The organism is Halopenitus sp. H-Gu1 (assembly GCF_041821145.1).
Taxonomy (GTDB): domain Archaea; phylum Halobacteriota; class Halobacteria; order Halobacteriales; family Haloferacaceae; genus Halopenitus.
On the sequence record NZ_JBGUBC010000029.1, the window covers coordinates 1 to 17,936 of the forward strand.

At 64.9% G+C, this 17,936-nt stretch carries 17 protein-coding genes; 4 read left to right on the forward strand and 13 right to left on the reverse strand.

Annotation, left to right across the window (positions count from 1 at the left end; genetic code table 11):
• Window positions 1–47 precede the first annotated feature (47 nt).
• Window positions 48–698 (forward strand): universal stress protein, encoded by a 651-nt coding sequence (locus ACERIT_RS14685; RefSeq protein ID WP_373675611.1) that lies wholly within the window; start codon window positions 48–50, stop codon window positions 696–698.
• 43 nt (window positions 699–741) lie between these two features.
• Here ACERIT_RS14685 and deoC read toward each other — a convergent pair whose 3' ends face one another.
• Window positions 742–1,377: a deoxyribose-phosphate aldolase gene (gene deoC / locus ACERIT_RS14690; protein WP_373675612.1), complete on the reverse strand. Its 636-nt coding sequence runs from the start codon at window positions 1,375–1,377 to the stop codon at window positions 742–744.
• 103 nt (window positions 1,378–1,480) lie between these two features.
• Between deoC and ACERIT_RS14695 the strand changes: the two genes are divergently transcribed.
• Window positions 1,481–1,882: a hypothetical protein gene (locus tag ACERIT_RS14695; RefSeq protein WP_373675613.1), complete on the forward strand. Its 402-nt coding sequence runs from the start codon at window positions 1,481–1,483 to the stop codon at window positions 1,880–1,882.
• Between the two features lie 163 nt (window positions 1,883–2,045).
• Window positions 2,046–2,477: a universal stress protein gene (locus ACERIT_RS14700; RefSeq protein WP_373675614.1), complete on the forward strand. Its 432-nt coding sequence runs from the start codon at window positions 2,046–2,048 to the stop codon at window positions 2,475–2,477.
• A gap of 58 nt (window positions 2,478–2,535) precedes the next feature.
• Here the strand turns inward: ACERIT_RS14700 and ACERIT_RS14705 are convergent, their stop codons facing one another.
• The 9 genes from ACERIT_RS14705 to ACERIT_RS14745 all read right to left on the reverse strand — a co-directional run bounded on the left by ACERIT_RS14705 (window position 2,536) and on the right by ACERIT_RS14745 (window position 13,247).
• Entirely contained in the window at window positions 2,536–2,856 is a 321-nt protein-coding gene (locus ACERIT_RS14705) for a hypothetical protein (protein ID WP_373675615.1), read from the reverse strand.
• Window positions 2,853–4,139, reverse strand: coding sequence for a Glu-tRNA(Gln) amidotransferase subunit GatD (gatD, locus tag ACERIT_RS14710; RefSeq protein WP_373675616.1), 1,287 nt, complete (start codon window positions 4,137–4,139; stop codon window positions 2,853–2,855). Before gatD ends, ACERIT_RS14705 begins: the two co-directional genes overlap by 4 nt.
• A gap of 106 nt (window positions 4,140–4,245) precedes the next feature.
• A complete protein-coding gene (locus ACERIT_RS14715; protein ID WP_373675633.1) occupies window positions 4,246–5,253 on the reverse strand; it encodes a nucleoside recognition protein in 1,008 nt (335 codons plus the stop codon).
• A gap of 241 nt (window positions 5,254–5,494) precedes the next feature.
• Window positions 5,495–6,652 carry an aminopeptidase gene (locus tag ACERIT_RS14720; protein ID WP_373675617.1) on the reverse strand — a complete coding sequence of 386 codons (1,158 nt, stop codon included), beginning with the start codon at window positions 6,650–6,652 and terminating at the stop codon, window positions 5,495–5,497.
• A 115-nt stretch (window positions 6,653–6,767) separates the two neighbouring features.
• On the reverse strand, window positions 6,768–6,896 hold the full coding sequence (locus ACERIT_RS14725; protein ID WP_373675618.1) for a hypothetical protein: 129 nt from the start codon (window positions 6,894–6,896) through the stop codon (window positions 6,768–6,770).
• Window positions 6,897–7,018: 122 nt separating this feature from the next.
• Window positions 7,019–8,368: a PQQ-binding-like beta-propeller repeat protein gene (locus ACERIT_RS14730; RefSeq protein WP_373675619.1), complete on the reverse strand. Its 1,350-nt coding sequence runs from the start codon at window positions 8,366–8,368 to the stop codon at window positions 7,019–7,021.
• Window positions 8,369–8,420: 52 nt separating this feature from the next.
• A complete protein-coding gene (locus ACERIT_RS14735) occupies window positions 8,421–10,751 on the reverse strand; it encodes an ArnT family glycosyltransferase (RefSeq protein ID WP_373675620.1) in 2,331 nt (776 codons plus the stop codon).
• Window positions 10,752–10,791: 40 nt separating this feature from the next.
• On the reverse strand, window positions 10,792–12,048 hold the full coding sequence (locus ACERIT_RS14740; RefSeq protein ID WP_373675621.1) for an extracellular solute-binding protein: 1,257 nt from the start codon (window positions 12,046–12,048) through the stop codon (window positions 10,792–10,794).
• A gap of 38 nt (window positions 12,049–12,086) precedes the next feature.
• Window positions 12,087–13,247 carry an alpha-1 4-glucan-protein synthase gene (locus tag ACERIT_RS14745; protein WP_373675622.1) on the reverse strand — a complete coding sequence of 387 codons (1,161 nt, stop codon included), beginning with the start codon at window positions 13,245–13,247 and terminating at the stop codon, window positions 12,087–12,089.
• A gap of 129 nt (window positions 13,248–13,376) precedes the next feature.
• Here ACERIT_RS14745 and ACERIT_RS14750 point away from each other — a divergent pair, with 129 nt between their 5' ends.
• On the forward strand, window positions 13,377–14,279 hold the full coding sequence (locus ACERIT_RS14750; protein WP_373675623.1) for a DUF6293 family protein: 903 nt from the start codon (window positions 13,377–13,379) through the stop codon (window positions 14,277–14,279).
• 44 nt (window positions 14,280–14,323) lie between these two features.
• On the opposite strand, the gene nadC is transcribed toward ACERIT_RS14750, so the two are convergent.
• From nadC to nadA, 3 genes are read right to left on the reverse strand one after another with little or no spacing between them, the layout of a single operon-like run.
• Window positions 14,324–15,184 (reverse strand): carboxylating nicotinate-nucleotide diphosphorylase, encoded by an 861-nt coding sequence (gene nadC, locus ACERIT_RS14755; protein WP_373675624.1) that lies wholly within the window; start codon window positions 15,182–15,184, stop codon window positions 14,324–14,326.
• Window positions 15,174–16,685 (reverse strand): L-aspartate oxidase, encoded by a 1,512-nt coding sequence (locus ACERIT_RS14760; RefSeq protein ID WP_373675625.1) that lies wholly within the window; start codon window positions 16,683–16,685, stop codon window positions 15,174–15,176. Before ACERIT_RS14760 ends, nadC begins: the two co-directional genes overlap by 11 nt.
• Before the next feature lie 4 nt (window positions 16,686–16,689).
• Complete coding sequence (nadA, locus tag ACERIT_RS14765; RefSeq protein ID WP_373675626.1) at window positions 16,690–17,823, reverse strand: quinolinate synthase NadA; 1,134 nt, start codon at window positions 17,821–17,823, stop codon at window positions 16,690–16,692.
• Window positions 17,824–17,936 lie beyond the last annotated feature (113 nt).

Consider the following 17,936-nt stretch of genomic DNA (forward strand, 5'->3'; position numbering starts at 1 on the left):
CTCAATTGAACCCCGTCTTTTTTATCCGATAGCGCGGAAGGGTCAGTATGAACGCCGATAACGGCGTCGATGATGGGGGGCGGCCCAGGGACGTGTCCTCGGATGACGTTGATCTCTCGACGCTCCTCGATGTCGACGACGCGACGGCGATCGTCGAGGATATATCGACCGTGGAATCGGTCGACTGGACGCTCCCATCCGGAGTGACTCCTCCGGATCGCCTCTCCTCGATCCTCGTTGCGATCGGGGATGGACCACATTCGGGAGCCACCGTCGATCTCGCGGCTGAACTCGCCTGTGCAAGCGGCGCGTGGCTTGAGCTGTTCCACGTCCTCCCCGTTGATGGATCGAAAGGGAAAGACGATGGGGCTCCGACCGGGACGTCCGATGCGAGCGGGACATCCGATGCAACCGGGGCGCCCGATCCGACTGCCTCCAGTGAGGCGCTGTTGTCGACCGCCGAGGATCGGGTCGGCGAGTGTGAACGGATCGACACCTGGCTTCTGGAGGGCGACTCGCCGGCGAGTGAGATCGTCGAACAGTCCGCGTACTACGATGCGGTCGTCCTCGGCGCGCCGACGAGCGGCCGCGTCGAGCGGTTCGTCCTCGGCTCGACGACCGGAACGGTCCGATCGGACGCCGACTGCCCGGTGGTCGTGGTGACCGCCGCGGGGTCGACTCCGATCGTCCACGAGTAACCGCGGTCCGGTTCTCCGGGAGGGATCGTCCGTGGAAACTCGACTACTGTTCGGGATGTCCTCGCACGATGTCGACGCTGCTTGAGGCGCCGATTCGCTCCGCGCCCGCTTCGATCATCGCCATCGCTTCCTCATAGCTCCCGATGCCACCTGCAGCCTTCACCGGCAGGTACTCGCTCATGAGTTCGACGTCGGCCACCGTCGCACCTCCCTCCGAGAATCCCGTCGAGGTCTTTACCATGTCGGCGTCGGCGGCTACTGCGGCCTTGCAGGCACGCCGTTTCTCGGCGTCCGAAAGAAGCGCCGTCTCGATGATAACCTTGACCGGGATCGGAACCGCGGCGACGATATCCGCGATCTCGGCCGCCACCGCGTCGCTTTCTCCGGCTTGCAGTCGGCCGATGTTGATCACGACGTCGAGTTCATCAGCGCCATCGTTCCAGGCGTTGACGGCCTCATCGTGTTTCGAGGCCGCGGAGGACTGTCCGTGTGGGAACCCGATCACGGTCGCGATCGTCACCTGACTCACCTCCGCCGCGCCCTCGAGGTAACACGGGGGAATACACGCGTTCATCCCGTACTCCTCTGCGGCATCGAGCACCGTTTGGACGTTGCTCCAGGTCGTCTCCGGACCCAGCACGGTGTGGTCGATGTGGGCGGCAAACTCCTGTTGGTTCATACCCGCTTCTTGCGGGCGGAGGGGAAAGGTCTGCGGGTCGATCGTCCGGTCGACTCGCCGGCTTCACCGCCGGCTTATTAGTGCTGGCCGGCAACCAGAAGACATGACGCGATTCGATGCCGCATCGGAGACCGAACGGCGACAGTTGTTCGCGGATGCGGTGACCGCACACAGGCGGCGTTCGAGCCCGGTGATGACCGTGGACGTCGATCCGGAGGACGATACGACCGACGATGACGGCGACGTTCCGCCGTGGATCCAACTCGCGGGAACCGAGGTCGTCCTCGACGTCACGGACGCGGAACTCGACCGTCTCAAGCAACTTCTCGAGGAGTTCCCGGAGTTCCGGATCGACGAGCTCACTAGCCCCGAGGACGCCGAGGGAACGAACGTGGTGATCACCGCCCGCTCGGATCCAAACCGGATCGCAGGGTTCTTCGAGGACGCGTTTCGGACGGTCTTTGAACTCGATTCCGACTACCGGGCATGGGTGACCGCCATTTGAACGCCAGGTAGCCGGCCCACGCGATCGCCGGCAGGGACGGCCCACGCGATCGCCGGCAATAGACGACCCCCGAGATCGTCGGCAATAGGTGCCCCGACCGATCGGCGATCGTCCGGTCGGTCCCTCCGATCAAGACTATATCGCTGGGATTTGAAGTGACAGTATGACGGAGTTGCTCTCCCGCGTTCTCGTCCCGATCGCTAACGAGGCGGATGCCGCCGACACCTACGACGCGCTCGTGGACTATATCGACACCCGGACGACGATCCTCGTCATCCACGTCATCGAGAATGCCGGCGGCGAGATCGACAAGGCGGGCGTCGAACAGCGAACGGAGATCGCCGAGACGGCTTTCAAGGCACTCCGCGGACTTGCAAACGCCGACGACGTTTCGATCGAGACCGGGATCCACTACGGGACCGACGTCGCGGCGACGATACACGCCGCGGCCGATGAACGCGACGCGACCGCCATCGCCTTCCGGTCGCGCGGCGGCGGGCCGCTCCTCGAGTTCCTGTCGGGAAGCGTCCGAACGAAACTCGTCACCGAAGGCGATCTCCCCGTGATCGCGTTGCCGCGGGACGGTATCGAGTGACCGAACCGGCTGAGGACACGAAGAGCAGGACCACCGTGGCGGATCCCGTGGGTGCCGTCTATCGATCGCCAGTGTCGCCGGTCCGTCGTGACCGGCGGCGGACGTAGAGATAGATGAGGACCGGGATGATCGTCAACACGAGGGTCGCGAGCGCCCATAGGGACGGATATCCGATCCCATGATCGCGGGCGTCCCGATAGATCCATGCCGCGACTGCGATCACGACGCCGTAGATCGCGGCGTAATACAGCCCGGTACGGACGGTCAGGAGCCCGATGAACAGTATGTCGGAGTTCGTGATTGAACCGATCGATTCGAAGGGTGCGACGGAGCCGACGACGTCGACAGCGGCGGTCGGGATCCCGCCGACCACGCTCATTGCCAGGGTCGTGACTCGGCGGTGATCTCGCCGGCGATCGGGGTCCGGATGGTTTCGACGGGATCCTTGGCGTTCGCGAGCGCCCACATGGCCTTCACGGCCGCGGTGCCCGGAAGCATGTCCTCGCCCTCGATCACGCCCGCATCAAGCAGGTCGCGGCCGGTATCGTAGACCCGATCACAGACACGCCCCGCGAGACACTGGCTCGTCATCACCACGATCGTCCCGTCGCCGATCAGTTCCTCGATCCGTGGAATGAGGTCGGTGGTAACGTGTCCGAGTCCGGTTCCTTCGAGGACGACGCCGGATTTCCCCTCGAGATAGTCGAGGGCGGCGGGATCCATCCCGGGCGTGAACTTGAGGAGTTCGACCTCGGGATCGAGATCCGGGGCGATGTCGAGATCGGTCGTATCCCGCTCGTCGTACTCGCGGCGGAACGTGATCGCCTCCGGGGACGGTTCGTCGTCGGTCCCTTCCGCAGTCACGGTCGCGTAGTCGATCTCGCCGAGCGGCTTCGCACCGATCGTCTCGAAGGCGTCGCGCCGTGAGGTGTGATTCTTCCGCACGCGGGTGCCGCGGTGGAGCGCGCAGGCTCGATCGGACTCGTCGGCGTGCATACAGACGAGAACTTCCGCGCAGTCGGATTTGGCGGCTTCGACGGCACAGACGGCGTTCATCACGTTGTCCGAGGAGGGGCGGTCGGCCGACCGCTGGCTCCCGGTGAACACGATCGGCACGGGCGTTTCGAGCATGAACGAGAGCGCGGCGGCCGAATACTGCATCGTGTCCGTTCCGTGCATGACGACGACGCCGTCGGCGCCGGCCTCGATCTCCTCGTGGACCGCTCGGGCGAGTTCGCGCCAGATCGATGGATCCATGTTCTCCGAGAGGATGTTCGCGACGACCCGCCCCCGGTAGTTCGCTCGGCCGGCGAGGTCCGGAACCGCCCGAAGCACGTCCTCGGCGTCGAACCGGGCGGTGACCGCTCCCGTCCGATAGTCGACCGTCGAGGCGATCGTTCCGCCCGTCGAGATGAGTGAGATCGTCGGGAGCTCCTCGTCGAAGTCGATCTCCGAGATCGACCCGGGTTCGCTGTCGTCGCCCTCGTCGATCGTGTGGACGTCCGTCTCGAGAACCTCGACGGTCGCCGCCTCGCGGTCGATTCCCACGTTGTACCCGCCCTCGAGTTTGAGAACGAGCCGGTCGGCCGTCGTGGAGGGCATCAACACGCCCTCGTTGGTGACGCCCGCACGCTCGATGCGGACGCGATCCCCTGGATGCATACACATCGGTTGCCCCGGGGCGGACTTGAATCCAACCGTTCACGCTCGGTTGCTCAGTCGATCGATCGGATTCGGACTCTCCCCAAGGGACGACACGTCGGCCGGGTCACGGCACGAGGAGCAACCCGGCGATCGCGATCGAGATGAACACGAGCTTCATCGCCGTGTTGACCGCGATCACCTTCGTGCCGAACTCGGGACCCCAGATGCCGAACTGAAAGGGGATCGACCGCTTGAACGTCGAGACCGCAAAGGAGACGATCCCCCCGAGCAGCATCGTCGCGACCGCGGTCCGGGGCGTGAACGTCTCGCCGATGAGCGGCGCGATCGCGACCGCGCCGGCGGTCGTATCGAGCGAGTAGATGGCGACGATCGCGACCGACGCACCGGGGAGGTCCAGTACAGCCGTCAGCGGCTTCGCGGCCCCGGTCAGCGCCTCCACGTCCACGTGGGTGATGAGCGCGATCACGAGCGTATAGACGATCACGAGTCGAGGAACGATCCGCGAAAGCGTTCCGTAGGAACGCTCCGCGGCCACGATCGCCCGATCTCGGGTGGTCCGATCGTCGCTTGCAGCCGCGTGGCCCGTATTGTGCCCGTCGCTTGCAGCCGCGTCGATCGCGGACCGGTCGACGTTGCGCGAGGAGAGGACCACTCCGCCGATCAGGACCCCCGAGATCGTGATCGCCAACGAGATCCCGGCTCGAATGGAGACGTAGAGGACGCCCGTCCACAGCCCGAGAATCGGGATGAGGACCGGCACATAGTAGGTAAACACGTGCTGAAGAAACCCGAAGAACGTGTTTATCATCACGGCCACGATCGTGGCCCGATCGTCCAACAGTCCCGATTCGCGGTACTCCGCGAGCGTGGCGTAGCCCGCCGTCGTCGACGCGGCGGTGGTGAGAATCGCGGTTCCGACCTCGTCGGGAAGGTTCGCCGGACGGGTGAGGTAGCCGGCGACGCCGGCGATCCGTTCGATCAGTCCGAACTCAACCGCGAGATTGGCGGCATAGACCCCGAGCGTGATGAAGACCGCTATCCTGACGATCCGGGGGATCACCTCTCGAAGGAGCGATGCCGCCGCCGCAACGAGCGCGTTCGCGGTCGGGATGGTCGCGAGGACCGCTTCGGTAACGATTTCCGTGGAAACGCCTCCGATCGTCCCCACCACGGGGACGACCCCGGCAGCGACGCCCTCGAGGATCGTCGGTCCGACGATGACGGCCGCGTTCACGCCCGCGATTGGTGCCGGATCGACAAAGCCTCATCGAAGCTCCAGCGAAGCCTAATTGAAGCCTGCTTGAGTCCCCGATGAAACTCCTTTGAGGCCCGAAACCGATCGGTCAACCGGGTCATTCCCTCCGATCATCCTCGAAGCCGCTCTCCCACCTGAACGTCCCGTCCCGTTGGATGATCTCCCCGTCGATCGCGATGGTCGAGGCGGCGGACACGTCGGCGATCAGGTCGGTGTGGATCGCGGAATCGTTGCCCGACTCGCCCGCCGGGAGACACGCGTCGTAGGCCCGTCCGAGCGCGAGGTGTACGGTCCCGCCCATTTTCTCGTCGAAGAGGATCGAATCCGTAACCCGGTCGATACCGCGGTTCATCCCGATCCCGAGTTCCCCGACCCGTCTCGCGCCCGCGTCGATCTCCAGGATCGACGCCAGCGCGTCCTCGCCCGTCTCCGCCTCGAAGTCGCTCACCTCGCCGTCCTCCAGATGGAGTCGGACGTTTCGCACCCGCGTTCCCTCGATCGTCATCGGGACGTCAAAGAATATCCCTCCGTCAGCGCTTGCGGGCGCCGTGAACACCTCCCCGGACGGGAGGTTGTGTGAGTCATAGGCCACGGAGGCTGCGGAGTTGACCGCAGTTCGTCCTGCGATCGAAAGCGTGAGATCCGTTCGGTGTCGTCCGTCACCTTCCGAGCGGATCCGGACCGTCTCGCCGTCGTCCAGGAGTTCCTTCAGGATCGCCATCTCATCGGCGAGCGCCTCCCAGTCGCGGAGTACGGCGTCGTAGACGAACTCCCGGTACTCCTCGTAGGCCATCCCCGCCTGCTGGGCAAGGCTTCGCGTCGGGTGGACCGTCGAGACCCAGTCCGTCTCCATCCGGGCCTCGCGGATCCCCCGTCGCGACCGGGCGTACGCCTGGCGGATCTCGCCCGGGACGTCCGCGGTCGCGGTGGTGTTTCGACCGCCGCCGAGCCGGAGGTACGCGTCCGCCGCCTCGAACAGCGCGAGTTCGTGATCCGGGTCCTCATCGAACCCGCGCGGTTCCGCCTCGTCCCCGCCCGTGTCACCCTCCTCGTGGCCCTTCAGACGGGCGCGCTCTATCTCCTCGGAGCCATAGGTCGTCACGACGTTTGCGCCTCGCTCGCCGAGTTTCCTCGCGACCGCGACGCCAAGGTCGTGGGCAGCCTCGTCGACGTCGATGACCACGTCGTCGCCGGCCTCGATCCGAGCACTCCAGTCGACGAGCACCGCGGCGTGTTCGTGTACGCGTTCGTCCATCGTTCCCGTCTCGTCGCATGTCGGCAAAACCGTCCCGGTTCGATCGCCCCCGCCTCCGGGATGGTCCGTTCCCGGGATCGATCCCTCCCGTCTCGGACTCCGACCGCGTTCGGATCTACAGTACTAGCGAGATGGCCTGATAAAGGAAGCCGATCACGAACACGCCCACGAGCACGATGGTCGCGATCACCACGATCGGCGAGAGCAGTTCGTCATTCCCTTCATCGACGATGTATCCGTCCATACCCGGCGTTCTCGGTGCGTCCGTTTACCGTTTTCGGGGACCTCGGTTCCCGATCGGCATCTCCGGGACGTTCTCGCCCGAGTTCGCTCAAACGTCTCGGCGACTCCGGTTGTCGTCTCCGATCAGTCGTCCTCGACGAGACAGTACGCGTGGCCGGGGACCTCGACGGTCGTGGACTCGTCGTCGTCCCAGTACCCGGAGAGGACGGCGCGTTCGGCGTAGTAGATCCGGCCGTCGTGGGGAACGGCGGCGCTCGTGACGTGGCCGTTGTTCGCGACCGTCCAACGCACCTCGCCAGTGTCCTTTTCGAGTGCGTAGAGGTTCCCGTCGTAGGAGCCAACGAGCACCGCATCCGACGTCACCGTGAGCGACCCGATCACGCTGCCGTTGACGTTTCGCGACCAGATCCGATCGCCGGTCTCCATATCCAGCGCGTGGACGTGTCGGTCGTCGCTCCCCACGTAGATGATCCCCGTCTCCGGATCGACCCCTGGATTCGACATGACGATCTCGCCGGTCTCGAAGGACCACTGCTCCGTGCCGTCGACCACATCCAGACAGTAGAAGAATCCGTCCCAGGAGCCGACGAACGCGAGCCCATCGTACTGGGGAATCGTCCCTTTGATGTGCCCGTCGGTCTCGAAGGACCACTCCAACTCGAGGGAGGGGAACTCCCAGCAGTAACAGATCCCATCGTTCGAGGCGGTGATCATCCGCTCGTATTCGGGATCGATGGACGTCGAGGGGTGAGGCATTCCCCAGAGCCGGTCGTCGCTCCAGAGCGGTTGGCCCGTCTTGGCGTCGATGGCCCACATCGTTCCCGCCGGCGGGTTATTATACTCGGCGACGACGTAGAGGACGCCGTCCCAGTAGGCCGGACTCGAACCGATCGCGATCGCGCCGTCGAGGGCGATCCGCGAGGTTCGCCAGACCTGCTCGCCGGTCCGGACGTCGAACGCGTAGAGGTCGCCGTCGTAGCCGCCGATATAGGCCACACCGTCGACGATCGTCGGCGTGCCGTGGATGCCGAGCGACGTCGCGCCCGTCCGGGCCGTCCACTGCCGGCGCCCCTTCGGGGAAACCGCGTGGACGAGTCCCGTATCGGCGGGAATCACGACCGTCTCGCCGTCCGGCGTCGGGCGTGGGCTCGCTTTTGCGGCCGTGTGGCCGATGTAGTTGGCCGGGAACTGCCAGTTCACCGTCACCGAATCGGGCACGGTTGCATCGGGATAATATCCGAGTCGACGAAGCCCGCGTCTGAACATCGTTACGCCGTCGTCGTCCGGATACGTCCGGTCGCCGGGGAGCGGATCCGGATCGAAGCCCGCCTGGGTGCGGTCGTATCGCGGTCCCGATCGCAACCCCGAACAGCCGGCGATCCCGGCGAGGGAGCCGGCGGCCAGACCGGCGAGGTAGCGGCGGCGGGAGACGGTTCGACCGTCGACGGGCGTCTCGTCCTGTGGGGGCGACATCCGATCGATCCAACCGACCGACTTCTCGGATATAGCTGTTGTGCTCCATCGCTCACCGATCCCGGGCCGAAACCGTCGTCTCGAAGTTCACGTTTTCGAGGTGGGCCGCCGGATCATCGGGAAGGTACGTCCCCTCCCTCCCGCAGTCGCTTGCGAGGCGACACACCGTCCGCTCCGGTGGCCAGACGACCTCAACGGCGGATCCGTCGGCCTCGGCGCTTTCGATGTTCCCGGTGTCGCCGCTTTTGATGTCCTCGGCTCCCTCGATCACTCGAACGGCGATCTCCTGTCGGTAGGTAAGCGTCCCCCCGTCCGGCTGTATCACCGTGACCGTGAGAGCGACCGTGCCGGCGTCCGTTGGCATCGGAACGGTCGTGTCGTCCGCCCTGGAGTCGGCCTCTCGAAGCCTCACGTTCTCCGGGTCCATTCGCCAGGGAACGACGAGTGATCCCTCCGGATCGCTTACAGTATAGCCCGCGTGTGTTCCGTCCGCCCCTTCGAGGCGGATCCGCGCATGCTCGACTCGGTCGGGAATCCCGACGGTCGTCTCGCCCTCGATGACTTCACCGCGGCGAAGTTCGAGCGATTCCAACAGGGGCGTGACGTATCGATCGGGGTTCGGCGTCCACTCGCCCCGGTAGGTGTAGCGATAGTGATTCCGGTCCGGATAGGCGTCGAGCACGGCGAAGTCCTCCTCCGGTTCGCGATCGAGGGCGTAGACGACCGGTCCGTCGAACCCCGGCTCGTTGCGAAGGTACTGGAAGGGGTGGGTTTGCCACTCTCCGTAGGGCGTCGGGAGGAAGACGAGCGCGTTTTCGAGATCCGTCGCCTCGATCGGTTCATAGGCCGTCTCGTACTTGTCGGTATGGGCAGCGTTGCGTTCGATCGGGTCGGAGACGACGACGGCATTCGCACCCCCGGCGAGCAGGACGCCGGCCAGAACCAGGACTGCAAGACTCGCACGGATGCCTGGCCCATCCGGATCGAGCCCCACCCCCGTTGGCCCGAGTCGGTCGCGAACCTCCTTCCGAAGTCGACGCCAGCCCACGACGGCGCCGATCGCCGCGAACACCGACAGCGGAACGAGCAGGTCGAAGTGATAGATGGGCCCGAACTGCGAGACGATCCCGTCGGTCGGATCGCTCATCGTCGCGAGGACGTTGTAGTTCCCCCAGAAGGCGAAGTTGCCCGCCGGGATCGTTACGAACAGCCCCGCGAGCAGTCGACCTGCAGTTCCCCGGATCGAACGCTGGTCGGGAGCCAGGCTCCGACTCACGATCCCGTCCTCGTCGCTCGTCGGTGGCCACGATCGGATCCATCTTCGGACCGCAACCGCCAGTCCCCCGGCGGCGACGGCGCTTCCGAGTGCCCCTGCCGTGAACCATCGTGTCAGGAAGTACCACAGAACGTACCCGTTCGCACGAAGAGCCAGTTCGGGCGTGTAGACCACGGAGTGATCGAGTATTCGTCGACGGCCGAATCCCGGTCCGTCGAGCGGCGCGAATGCCGCGTACGGGAACGTCGTCGCCGACCCGGTCATCCGCGCGTTGTACGCGAACGCGATCCCAACGAACAGCGTCCCGAACAGGGCGGTAGCGAGGGTTCGACGGATCGACACGGGAAGCGATCCCCACCGTAGCGCGCCCGGGTTGCGGTCGAGAATGCGATCGACGACATGCTCGCGTTCGGCCACAGCGATGACGGTGATCCCCGCGTGCGCGATGAACGGGGCCGCGAACAGCACGGCCGTGTAGGGTCGCGCGAAAAAGGCGATCCCGATCGCGATCCCGGCGAGGACGCCCCACCGGATCGACCCGTCGCGAACGCTCCGAAGGTACGCTACCGCGAACACGAGATTCAATGCGGTGGTCGGGGCGTACGGCAGAAAAACCGACGTGGTGACGATCGAAAGCGGCGCGGCCGCGAAGACGACCGCCGCGAGGACGCCAGCCCGACGGTCCCACGCCATCGAGGCGAGCCGATAGACGAGGAAGGCATTGACGGCCGCGATCGCCGCCAGCGTCACTCGAGGCTCGCCGACGAGCGCCATCGCGACCGCGTACATCGCGGCCGGAACCGGGGAGTACTTCGGGTAGAGCCGGCCGCCGTCCTCGATGAAGAACCACGGGCGGAACGCGTCGGTTAGTTCGCCGGCGTGCAGTTCCAGTTGCCCCTCCAGTAGCATCGCGGCCTGCAGCAGATAGACCGCCTCGTCATGGTTGCTCGAATGGTAGGCGAAGACGGTCGAGGCGACGTCGAAGACGACGAGCGCCGAGAGAACGGCGACCACGACCGCGAGCCACGTCTCGGGGACGACCCGACGAAGCCGTTGCTCGCCGACCGCGAGCACGCGGGTGAGGATGGCTCGGATTCGTTCGAACACGATTCGGATGCGGTTCGACACGGGTGGATAGGGTCCTGTCTCAGAGAGCGCCGACGTCGCGCATCAGATCGACGGTCGCCTCAAGATCGGAAAGCTTGGTAAGGTCGATGTCCGGGACGTCGAGTTCGTCGATCGTCGGCAGGTCGCCGACCGGCTCGACTTCGGGGATGAGCGGATACTCGAAGGTCGACGTCGCAAAGTAGTCCTGCGCCTCGGCCGACAGCAGATGCCGAATGAAGTTCTCCGCGAGCGTCGGGTCGTCGGTTCCCTCGACCACCGCTGCACCTGCGACGTTGAAAACGGCTCCAGCGTCGCCCTCGGTGAACGCGGTTGCGATCGGTGCCTCGGGGCTTCCGTCGAGCACGCGCTGGATGTAGTAGTGGTTGGTGAATCCCGCGTCGATCTCGCCGTCGGCGATCGCCTCACAGGCCGCAAACTCGTCGGGATACTCCTGGATCCCCGCATCGAGGACGCCCTGGAGCCACTCGCGGGTCGCCTCCTCTCCCTCCAGGATCCGCATGGCCGTAACGAACGCCTGACAGGACCCGTACCGCGGGGCCCAGCCGAGGTCGCCGTCGAACTCCTCCGGGTAGGCCATGATATCGGTCGGGAGATCGCCCTCCGAGAGGGCGTCCGTGTTGTACGGAACCGACCGGGCTCGGCCGGAAGTCCCGATCCAGTTTTCGGTGTGGAACTCCGGACGGACCATCTCGGTCAGGTCGCTCGACAGCGACGCGGCTTGCCCCTCGTCGGCGAGCGCGCCGAGCGCGCCGGCGTTGACGGAGTAGAAGACGTCCGCCGACGTACCCTCGCCTTCGGTGATGATCTGGTTGACGAGATCGGTCGAGTTTCCGTATCGAACGTTGTCCGCAACGGTGAAGTCGTCATAGCGGTCGTCGATGTAGTTCACGAGTTCGCCGACGAGGAACTCGCCCCGGCCCGAGTAGATCGTGAGTTCACCCTCCAGGTCGGGCATCTCGTCCATGGACGTTCCGCCGGGTGCCTCCCGTCCCTCCCGACCCGATCCGATCTGGCCGATGTCGGAGCCGGAATCGTCGCCGTTGCCGTTTCCGTTCCCGTTTCCGTTGCCGATTCCACCGTTGCCGTTCCCGGTACATCCCGCAAGGCCGCCGGCCGTAATCGCGCTCACGGCCGCGAGGAACGTCCGTCGATCGGTGGGTCGTCGATCGCTGGTTCCTGGTTCGGTGGATCGTCGATTACCGGGTCGTCCGTTGACGGATCGTCGTTCTGCACGTTCGGCGTCGTCTCGATCGCGTGACGGATCCGATGACGTCATGTTTTTAGGTTCACCTAAAATCCTAAATAACCGTCGATTCAATCGTCGGCCGCCGCCACGACTCGTCTGCGGGCATCGAGCGCGTTCAGGCACTCGAGCCACTCCAGCATGCATTCGCCGACGGAGGTGAAGAACGCACCGTTGTTGTACTCCTCGTGGGATCCTCCGGCTAACTCCCGGCCCATGGCTTCGAAGACGCCGGCGAAGGTGTCGGCGTCCGCGCCGACGTCATCGACGATCTCGAAGAGGTGCTCGTTGAGTTCCAGGCCGGCGACCTCGTTTTGCAGGTCGTCGAAAGTCGACCGCGGCGCCTTGTTGTGTTCACAAAGCGGGAATCCATTGTAGATACTCTTCCCGAGAACGTCACAGGCGCGTTTCAGAAAGACGCCGCTCCAGATGTCATCAAAGCGCCCGACGTCCCACTCGTTGTCGTCCATCGGAAGCTGATAGAACGCAGGGATGATCTCCCGTTCGAACGCGAGGTTCATCGAACAGACCGTCAGGTAGTTCCCCTCAGCGGCGACGAAGTCGCCGGTGAAATCCGACCGGGTGGTGCGGGTTTGCGCCTGTCCCTGCAGATCGCCATCCATCAGGATCCGGACCGCATCGAGGTCGGGCACGTTCGTCCACAGTCCCTGGGAGGCGACGACGTCGTCGACGTGGGTTCGTCCCGTCTCGACCGTCTCGTCCATCGCCGCGTAGGGGTACCCGCGCGGGTAGAGCCCGTGTTCGTCCGCGCGCTGATAGAGCACGTTCACCCACTGCTCGTCCGAGGAGACCGATTCGATCGTCCCCTCGAACGCGAGGTTCTCCAGGTGGCGGCCGAAGAAATCGTCCTCCGGCTCCGGCAGGGTGTCGTCATCGATGAAGAACCCGTACTCGAAGCGGTCGTTCGCCCACATGTACAGGAGTCCAAAGCTCGTCTCGGCGTGGCTGGCCGCCGGAACGAGGTGTCCGTACTCGGCGATCCCGTGGTCCTCATACCACTCCTCGCGGCGCGTCCCGTCGAAGACCTCTCCGGAGACACCCTCGTCGGCGAGCATCGCCTTCATCTTCTCGGTCTCACAGAAGTCCTCCGTGACCAACACCACGTGCAATCGCGAGAGGTCGAAGCCATGTTCCCGCGCGTTCTCGAAGTACGACCGCATGCACTCGTACTCGCGGATCGTGGGGACCACGACGCAGACGTCCTGGCTCATCGTTGTTCAATAGTTTTTAGGGTGGCCTAAAAGCTTGTCGGGATGGATCGGAACGCCGAAGCGACGACCCACTGCCGCCGAATGTCGTATCTTGCAAGGCATTTATGACCGGCCATCCTATCCCGTCGTATGCAGACCCACATCGTCCCGGTCGGGTTCGATTACGACCGGCTCATCGCCCCGCTAGTTCGGGACCAACTCGACGTCGATCAGGTGGTGTTGCTGGAGGGGGCGGTCGGTAGCGAGGCCAACGTCGAGTACTCGCGGCGACTCGCCGAGAAACTCGAGAAGGACTTTCAAAACCTCCTCGGTGCCGAGACCGAGCGGTTCGTCGTCGAGGACGTCTACGACTACGACGCCGCCTTCGAGCAGGCCTACGGATTGATCAACGACGAACTCGACGCCGGCAGCGAGGTGTGGGTGAACGTCTCGGCGATGCCTCGAACCGTCTCGTTCGCCTTCGCGACCGCGGCCCACTCGATCATGGTCGAACGTGAGGGGGACCGCGACCGCATCCACACCTACTACACCGTCCCCGAGAAGTACCTCGAGACGGAGTTGGCCGAGGCATTACGAACACAGTGTGACCTCCTCGAGGACCTGCGTGCCGGAGAACTCGACGAGGGGATCGATGTCCTCGATGAACACCTCGCGGAGGCCCGTGACCTTCTCGCCGAATTCGACGAACGCGGGACGACGATCGGCGCCAAGCAGTTCGGCGACGACCACATCATCGAGCTGCCGGTCGCCTCCTTCTCGAACGTCAAGCCCTTCGAGGAACTCATTCTGTTTACGCTCGGCGAACACGGCGTCTTCGAGTCCGTCTCCGAGTTGGCACAGACGCTTGCCCGTGAACTCGGCGAGGAGTACACCGACTCGTTCCGTTCGAAGGTCATCTACAACGTCGACCAACTCGGCCCAGGAGGGAAAGGATACATCGAACGCGAGGAACACGGGAAGTCCTATCGCACGCGCCTCTCACGCATCGGCGAGCTGTGGGTCCGATCACACGCCGACGAGTCCAAATTCTAGTCGTTTAAATCGTCTGCATTCTCGCTGTTCGAACCGTCTCCGTTCTAGCGGTCCGAATCGCCCCCAATCCGTCCCGTTCGAAAGGATAGATCGAGCGCGGGCGCGCTATGGGTCAGCGATCCCATCGAAATGACATCGACGCCGGTTGCCGCGTACTCGGGAACGTCCTCAAGGCCGATCCCGCCGCTCGCCTCCGTCAGCACGCCGTCGCCGATCGATTCGGGTTCCTCGGTCGCCGCGATCGCTTCGATGGCGCGTTCGACCGTCTCCGGTTCCATGTTGTCCAAAAGCACCACGTCCGCGCCGGCTGCGGCGGCCCTCTCGGCCATCGCCGGGTCCTCGGCCTCGACCTCGATCCGCGTGGCGAACGAGGCTCGGTCCCGAAAGCGCTCGATCGCCGCCTCGACCCCCAGTTCGGCGACATGGTTGTCCTTTACCATTACCATGTGCGAGAGGTCAAGTCGGTGGGTATCGCCGCCGCCTGCGGCGATCGCGCGCTTTTCGAGCCCACGCAGTCCCGGCGTGGTCTTTCGAGTGCCGGCGATCCGAACTGACTCCGAGACGGACCGGGCCGCCTCGACGGCGCGTCGGGTTCGCGTCGCGATCCCGGACGCGTGGCCGGCGACGTTGGTCGCGACGCGCTCCCCGCGCAGGACATCGGTGGCAGTCCCCGAGACCGAAAGTAGCGGATCGCCGGATTCGATCGTCGTCCCGTCCGCCAGCCGGTCGGTTACCTCGATGTCCAGGTACTCAAAGACGGCTGCGGCGGCATCCAGACCGGCGGTGACGCCCGCCTCCTTTGCAACCAACCGTCCAGTCGTCTCGCCGGGAACGTCGTTCGTCACGTCGTGATGGCCGAGATCCTCGCGGAGCCACGCCTCGATCGTCGAGCGTTCAATCGGCATCGATGGGGGTCTCCTCGACGAGGTGATGGCAGCCACGGGATTCGTCGTTCGCTGCCGCGGCCCGGGCGACCAGCAACGCCGTGACGCATGCCCCGCGAAGTTCATAGAGCGACCGGCTCGTCCGAGTTCGTGTGTAGGCGTCGATCTCCCCTTTGAGCCGTCGCAGGACCGCCTGGGCCCGATCGACCCCGTCCGGATTGCGGACGATCCCGAGCTGCTCATCCATCACTCGGCGGAGCCTGGTTAATTTCTCGGTGGCGAACCGATCGGGCAACTCGGGATCGCGATCGAGCAGATCGGGCGTCTCGATCGGTTCGGGCTCGAAGCCAGCGGCCGCCTCCCCGGCGCGCAGCCCCCACACTAATCCCTCCAGCAGGCTCGTCGAGGCGAGGCGGTTGGCACCGTGGACGCCCGTTCGGGCACACTCGCCGACCGCGAAGAGACGATCGAGTGACGCCCGCCCCTCGACGTCGACGTCGATCCCGCCACACAGGAAGTGTTCGGCGGGCGCGACGGGGATCCCCGATTCGATGTCGACGCCTCGCTCGGTACAGGCCTCCGCGAGGTCCGGAAACTCGCCAGCGAAGTCGATCGGCGTCACGTCGAGGACCACAGTCCCCGTTCGATCGCGCTCGGTGGCCACCGCGCGCGCGACGACGTCCCGTGGCGCGAGTTCGGCGTCGGGATGGTATCCGGGCATGAACCGCTCGCCATCGGCGTTTCGCAGCAGCGCACCCTCGCCTCGGACGGCCTCGCTGAGGAGGAACGTCCCTCGGTCGGGATCGCGGTCCAGATCGGTCTCCGCGTCCGTCTTCCCGGCGAAGGCGGTCGGATGGAACTGCACGTACTCCATGTCTTCGACGTCCGCACCCGCGAGTGCGGCCATCGCGATCCCATCGCCGGTCGCCGTGCGTGGGTTCGTCGAACGCCGGTAGCAGCCTCCGATCCCGCCGGTAGCGAGAACGGTCGCCCCCGCAAAGCAGGGGGCCCACTCGCCCTCCCGTTCGAGGATCGCGCCGTGAACGCGCCCCTCGTGGGTACAAAGCTCCAGCGCCGCGGTGTCCTCCAGAAGCGTGACTGACTCGTGGGACTCCAGGTACTCGAGGAACGGGACGAGGACGTGTTTGCCCGTCGAGGCGTCGACGTGGCGGATGCGCGCCTCTTCGTGAGCGGCTTCTCGACCGTAGTCGGAATCGAACTCGACGTCGAGCGTCTCGATCAGGACGTCCTGAACGGCTTCGTCGGCCTCGTTCACGAGCACGTCTACTGCCGTCGGATCGCTTGCGCCATCGCCGGCGTCCAGAACGTCCCGTTCGAGCGAGTCAGGATCGCCGCGGGTGACCGCGATGCCTCCCTGGGCCCAGTAGCTCGTCGACTCCTCGGGGCGGCTGGCCTTCGTTGCGAGCGTCACTTCGGCGCCCGCTCGCGCGCCGGCGAGCGCGGCCGCACATCCTGCGACACCGCTCCCGACGACGAGCAGATCGGTTGTTTCGTCCGTCATCGACTCACAGCTCCAACATCCGTTCGATCGCCAGTTCGGCGAGTTCCGCCTCGCGCTCCGGCACCTCGATCACGTTGTGTGGATCGTTCTCGACGAGTCCCTCCAGGACCCACGTCAGATAGTTGGGATCCACCTGGCGCATCGCGTTACAGTCCATGCAGGCGTCACCACAAAGCGGTACCACGTTCACCTCGGGATGCCACCGCTGCAGGTGGTTGCTGAGGTGGATCTCCGTGCCGATCGCCCAGGTTTCTCCCGGGTCAGCGGTCGCGACCGCCTCGCGGATCGTCGACGTCGATCCGACTACGTCGGCGGCCTCGACGACCTCGCGGCGGCACTCGGGGTGGACGATGACGTTCGCGTCCTCGAAGCGCTCGCGAACGGTCGCCACGTGATCGGCGGTGAAGCGTTCGTGGACCTGACAGTAGCCGTCCCAGAGGATGATGTCCGCGTCGGCGATCGCGGACGCGTCCTTCGAGTCGGAATCCCAGGGGTCCCACTCGACGATCGAGTCGGCCATTCCGAGACGATGAGCCGTGTTCTCCCCCAGGTGTTTATCCGGGAGAAAGAGGACCGTGTCGCCGCGGTCGAGGGCGTATTCGAAGGCCTCGTGAGCGTTCGAGGAGGTACAGACGAGTCCGCCCTGTTCGGCACAGAACGCCTTCAGGTCGGCATAGCTGTTCATGTAGGTGACCGGAACCACGTCCGAATCCGGTGCCGCCGCAGTGAGCTTCTCCCAGGCCGTATCGACTTGCAGCGCCTCGGCCATTCCGGCCATCGGACACGACGCCTCCATACTCGGGAGGATCACCGTCTGATCGTCGTCGGTGATGACGTCCGCGGACTCGGCCATGAACGTGACACCACAGAAGACGACGTACTCGGCGTCGGCCTCGGCGGCCCGCCTGCTCAACTCGTAGGAGTCACCCACGAAATCGGCGTGTTCGACGATCTCGCGTCGTTGGTAGTTGTGTCCGAGGACGACCACGTCGTCTCCGAGCGCCTCGCGTGCGGTCGCGATCCGTTTCGTTCGCTCCTGCTCGCTCAACTCGCGGTATCGTTCCGGTAACTGTTCTAAATCGTCGTATTTGAAGAGACTTAGATCGGTTTCAAGTCCGACAGATCGTAATTCTGGCATTGTATGATGGTTACAGCCTATTTACTCATCTATATCGCTTATTGATAAATTTTTATCTTCAATACCGAGCATACACGGATCGAAGCACGTCGAACCCGCCCTCTGAAATCCGC

What these genes read in the sequence shown, in the direction of transcription:
- ACERIT_RS14730 (WP_373675619.1), bottom strand. Translation starts at nt 8,368, where the DNA reads ATGTCGCCCCCACAGGACGAGACGCCCGTCGACGGTCGAACCGTCTCC.
- ACERIT_RS14760 (WP_373675625.1), bottom strand. Translation starts at nt 16,685, where the DNA reads ATGACGGACGAAACAACCGATCTGCTCGTCGTCGGGAGCGGTGTCGCA.
- deoC (WP_373675612.1), bottom strand. Translation starts at nt 1,377, where the DNA reads ATGAACCAACAGGAGTTTGCCGCCCACATCGACCACACCGTGCTGGGT.
- ACERIT_RS14695 (WP_373675613.1), top strand. Translation starts at nt 1,481, where the DNA reads ATGACGCGATTCGATGCCGCATCGGAGACCGAACGGCGACAGTTGTTC.
- ACERIT_RS14725 (WP_373675618.1), bottom strand. Translation starts at nt 6,896, where the DNA reads ATGGACGGATACATCGTCGATGAAGGGAATGACGAACTGCTCTCGCCG.
- ACERIT_RS14705 (WP_373675615.1), bottom strand. Translation starts at nt 2,856, where the DNA reads ATGAGCGTGGTCGGCGGGATCCCGACCGCCGCTGTCGACGTCGTCGGC.
- gatD (WP_373675616.1), bottom strand. Translation starts at nt 4,139, where the DNA reads ATGCATCCAGGGGATCGCGTCCGCATCGAGCGTGCGGGCGTCACCAAC.
- nadC (WP_373675624.1), bottom strand. Translation starts at nt 15,184, where the DNA reads ATGCCGATTGAACGCTCGACGATCGAGGCGTGGCTCCGCGAGGATCTC.
- ACERIT_RS14685 (WP_373675611.1), top strand. Translation starts at nt 48, where the DNA reads ATGAACGCCGATAACGGCGTCGATGATGGGGGGCGGCCCAGGGACGTG.
- ACERIT_RS14740 (WP_373675621.1), bottom strand. Translation starts at nt 12,048, where the DNA reads ATGACGTCATCGGATCCGTCACGCGATCGAGACGACGCCGAACGTGCA.
- ACERIT_RS14745 (WP_373675622.1), bottom strand. Translation starts at nt 13,247, where the DNA reads ATGAGCCAGGACGTCTGCGTCGTGGTCCCCACGATCCGCGAGTACGAG.
- nadA (WP_373675626.1), bottom strand. Translation starts at nt 17,823, where the DNA reads ATGCCAGAATTACGATCTGTCGGACTTGAAACCGATCTAAGTCTCTTC.
- ACERIT_RS14750 (WP_373675623.1), top strand. Translation starts at nt 13,377, where the DNA reads ATGCAGACCCACATCGTCCCGGTCGGGTTCGATTACGACCGGCTCATC.
- ACERIT_RS14700 (WP_373675614.1), top strand. Translation starts at nt 2,046, where the DNA reads ATGACGGAGTTGCTCTCCCGCGTTCTCGTCCCGATCGCTAACGAGGCG.
- ACERIT_RS14720 (WP_373675617.1), bottom strand. Translation starts at nt 6,652, where the DNA reads ATGGACGAACGCGTACACGAACACGCCGCGGTGCTCGTCGACTGGAGT.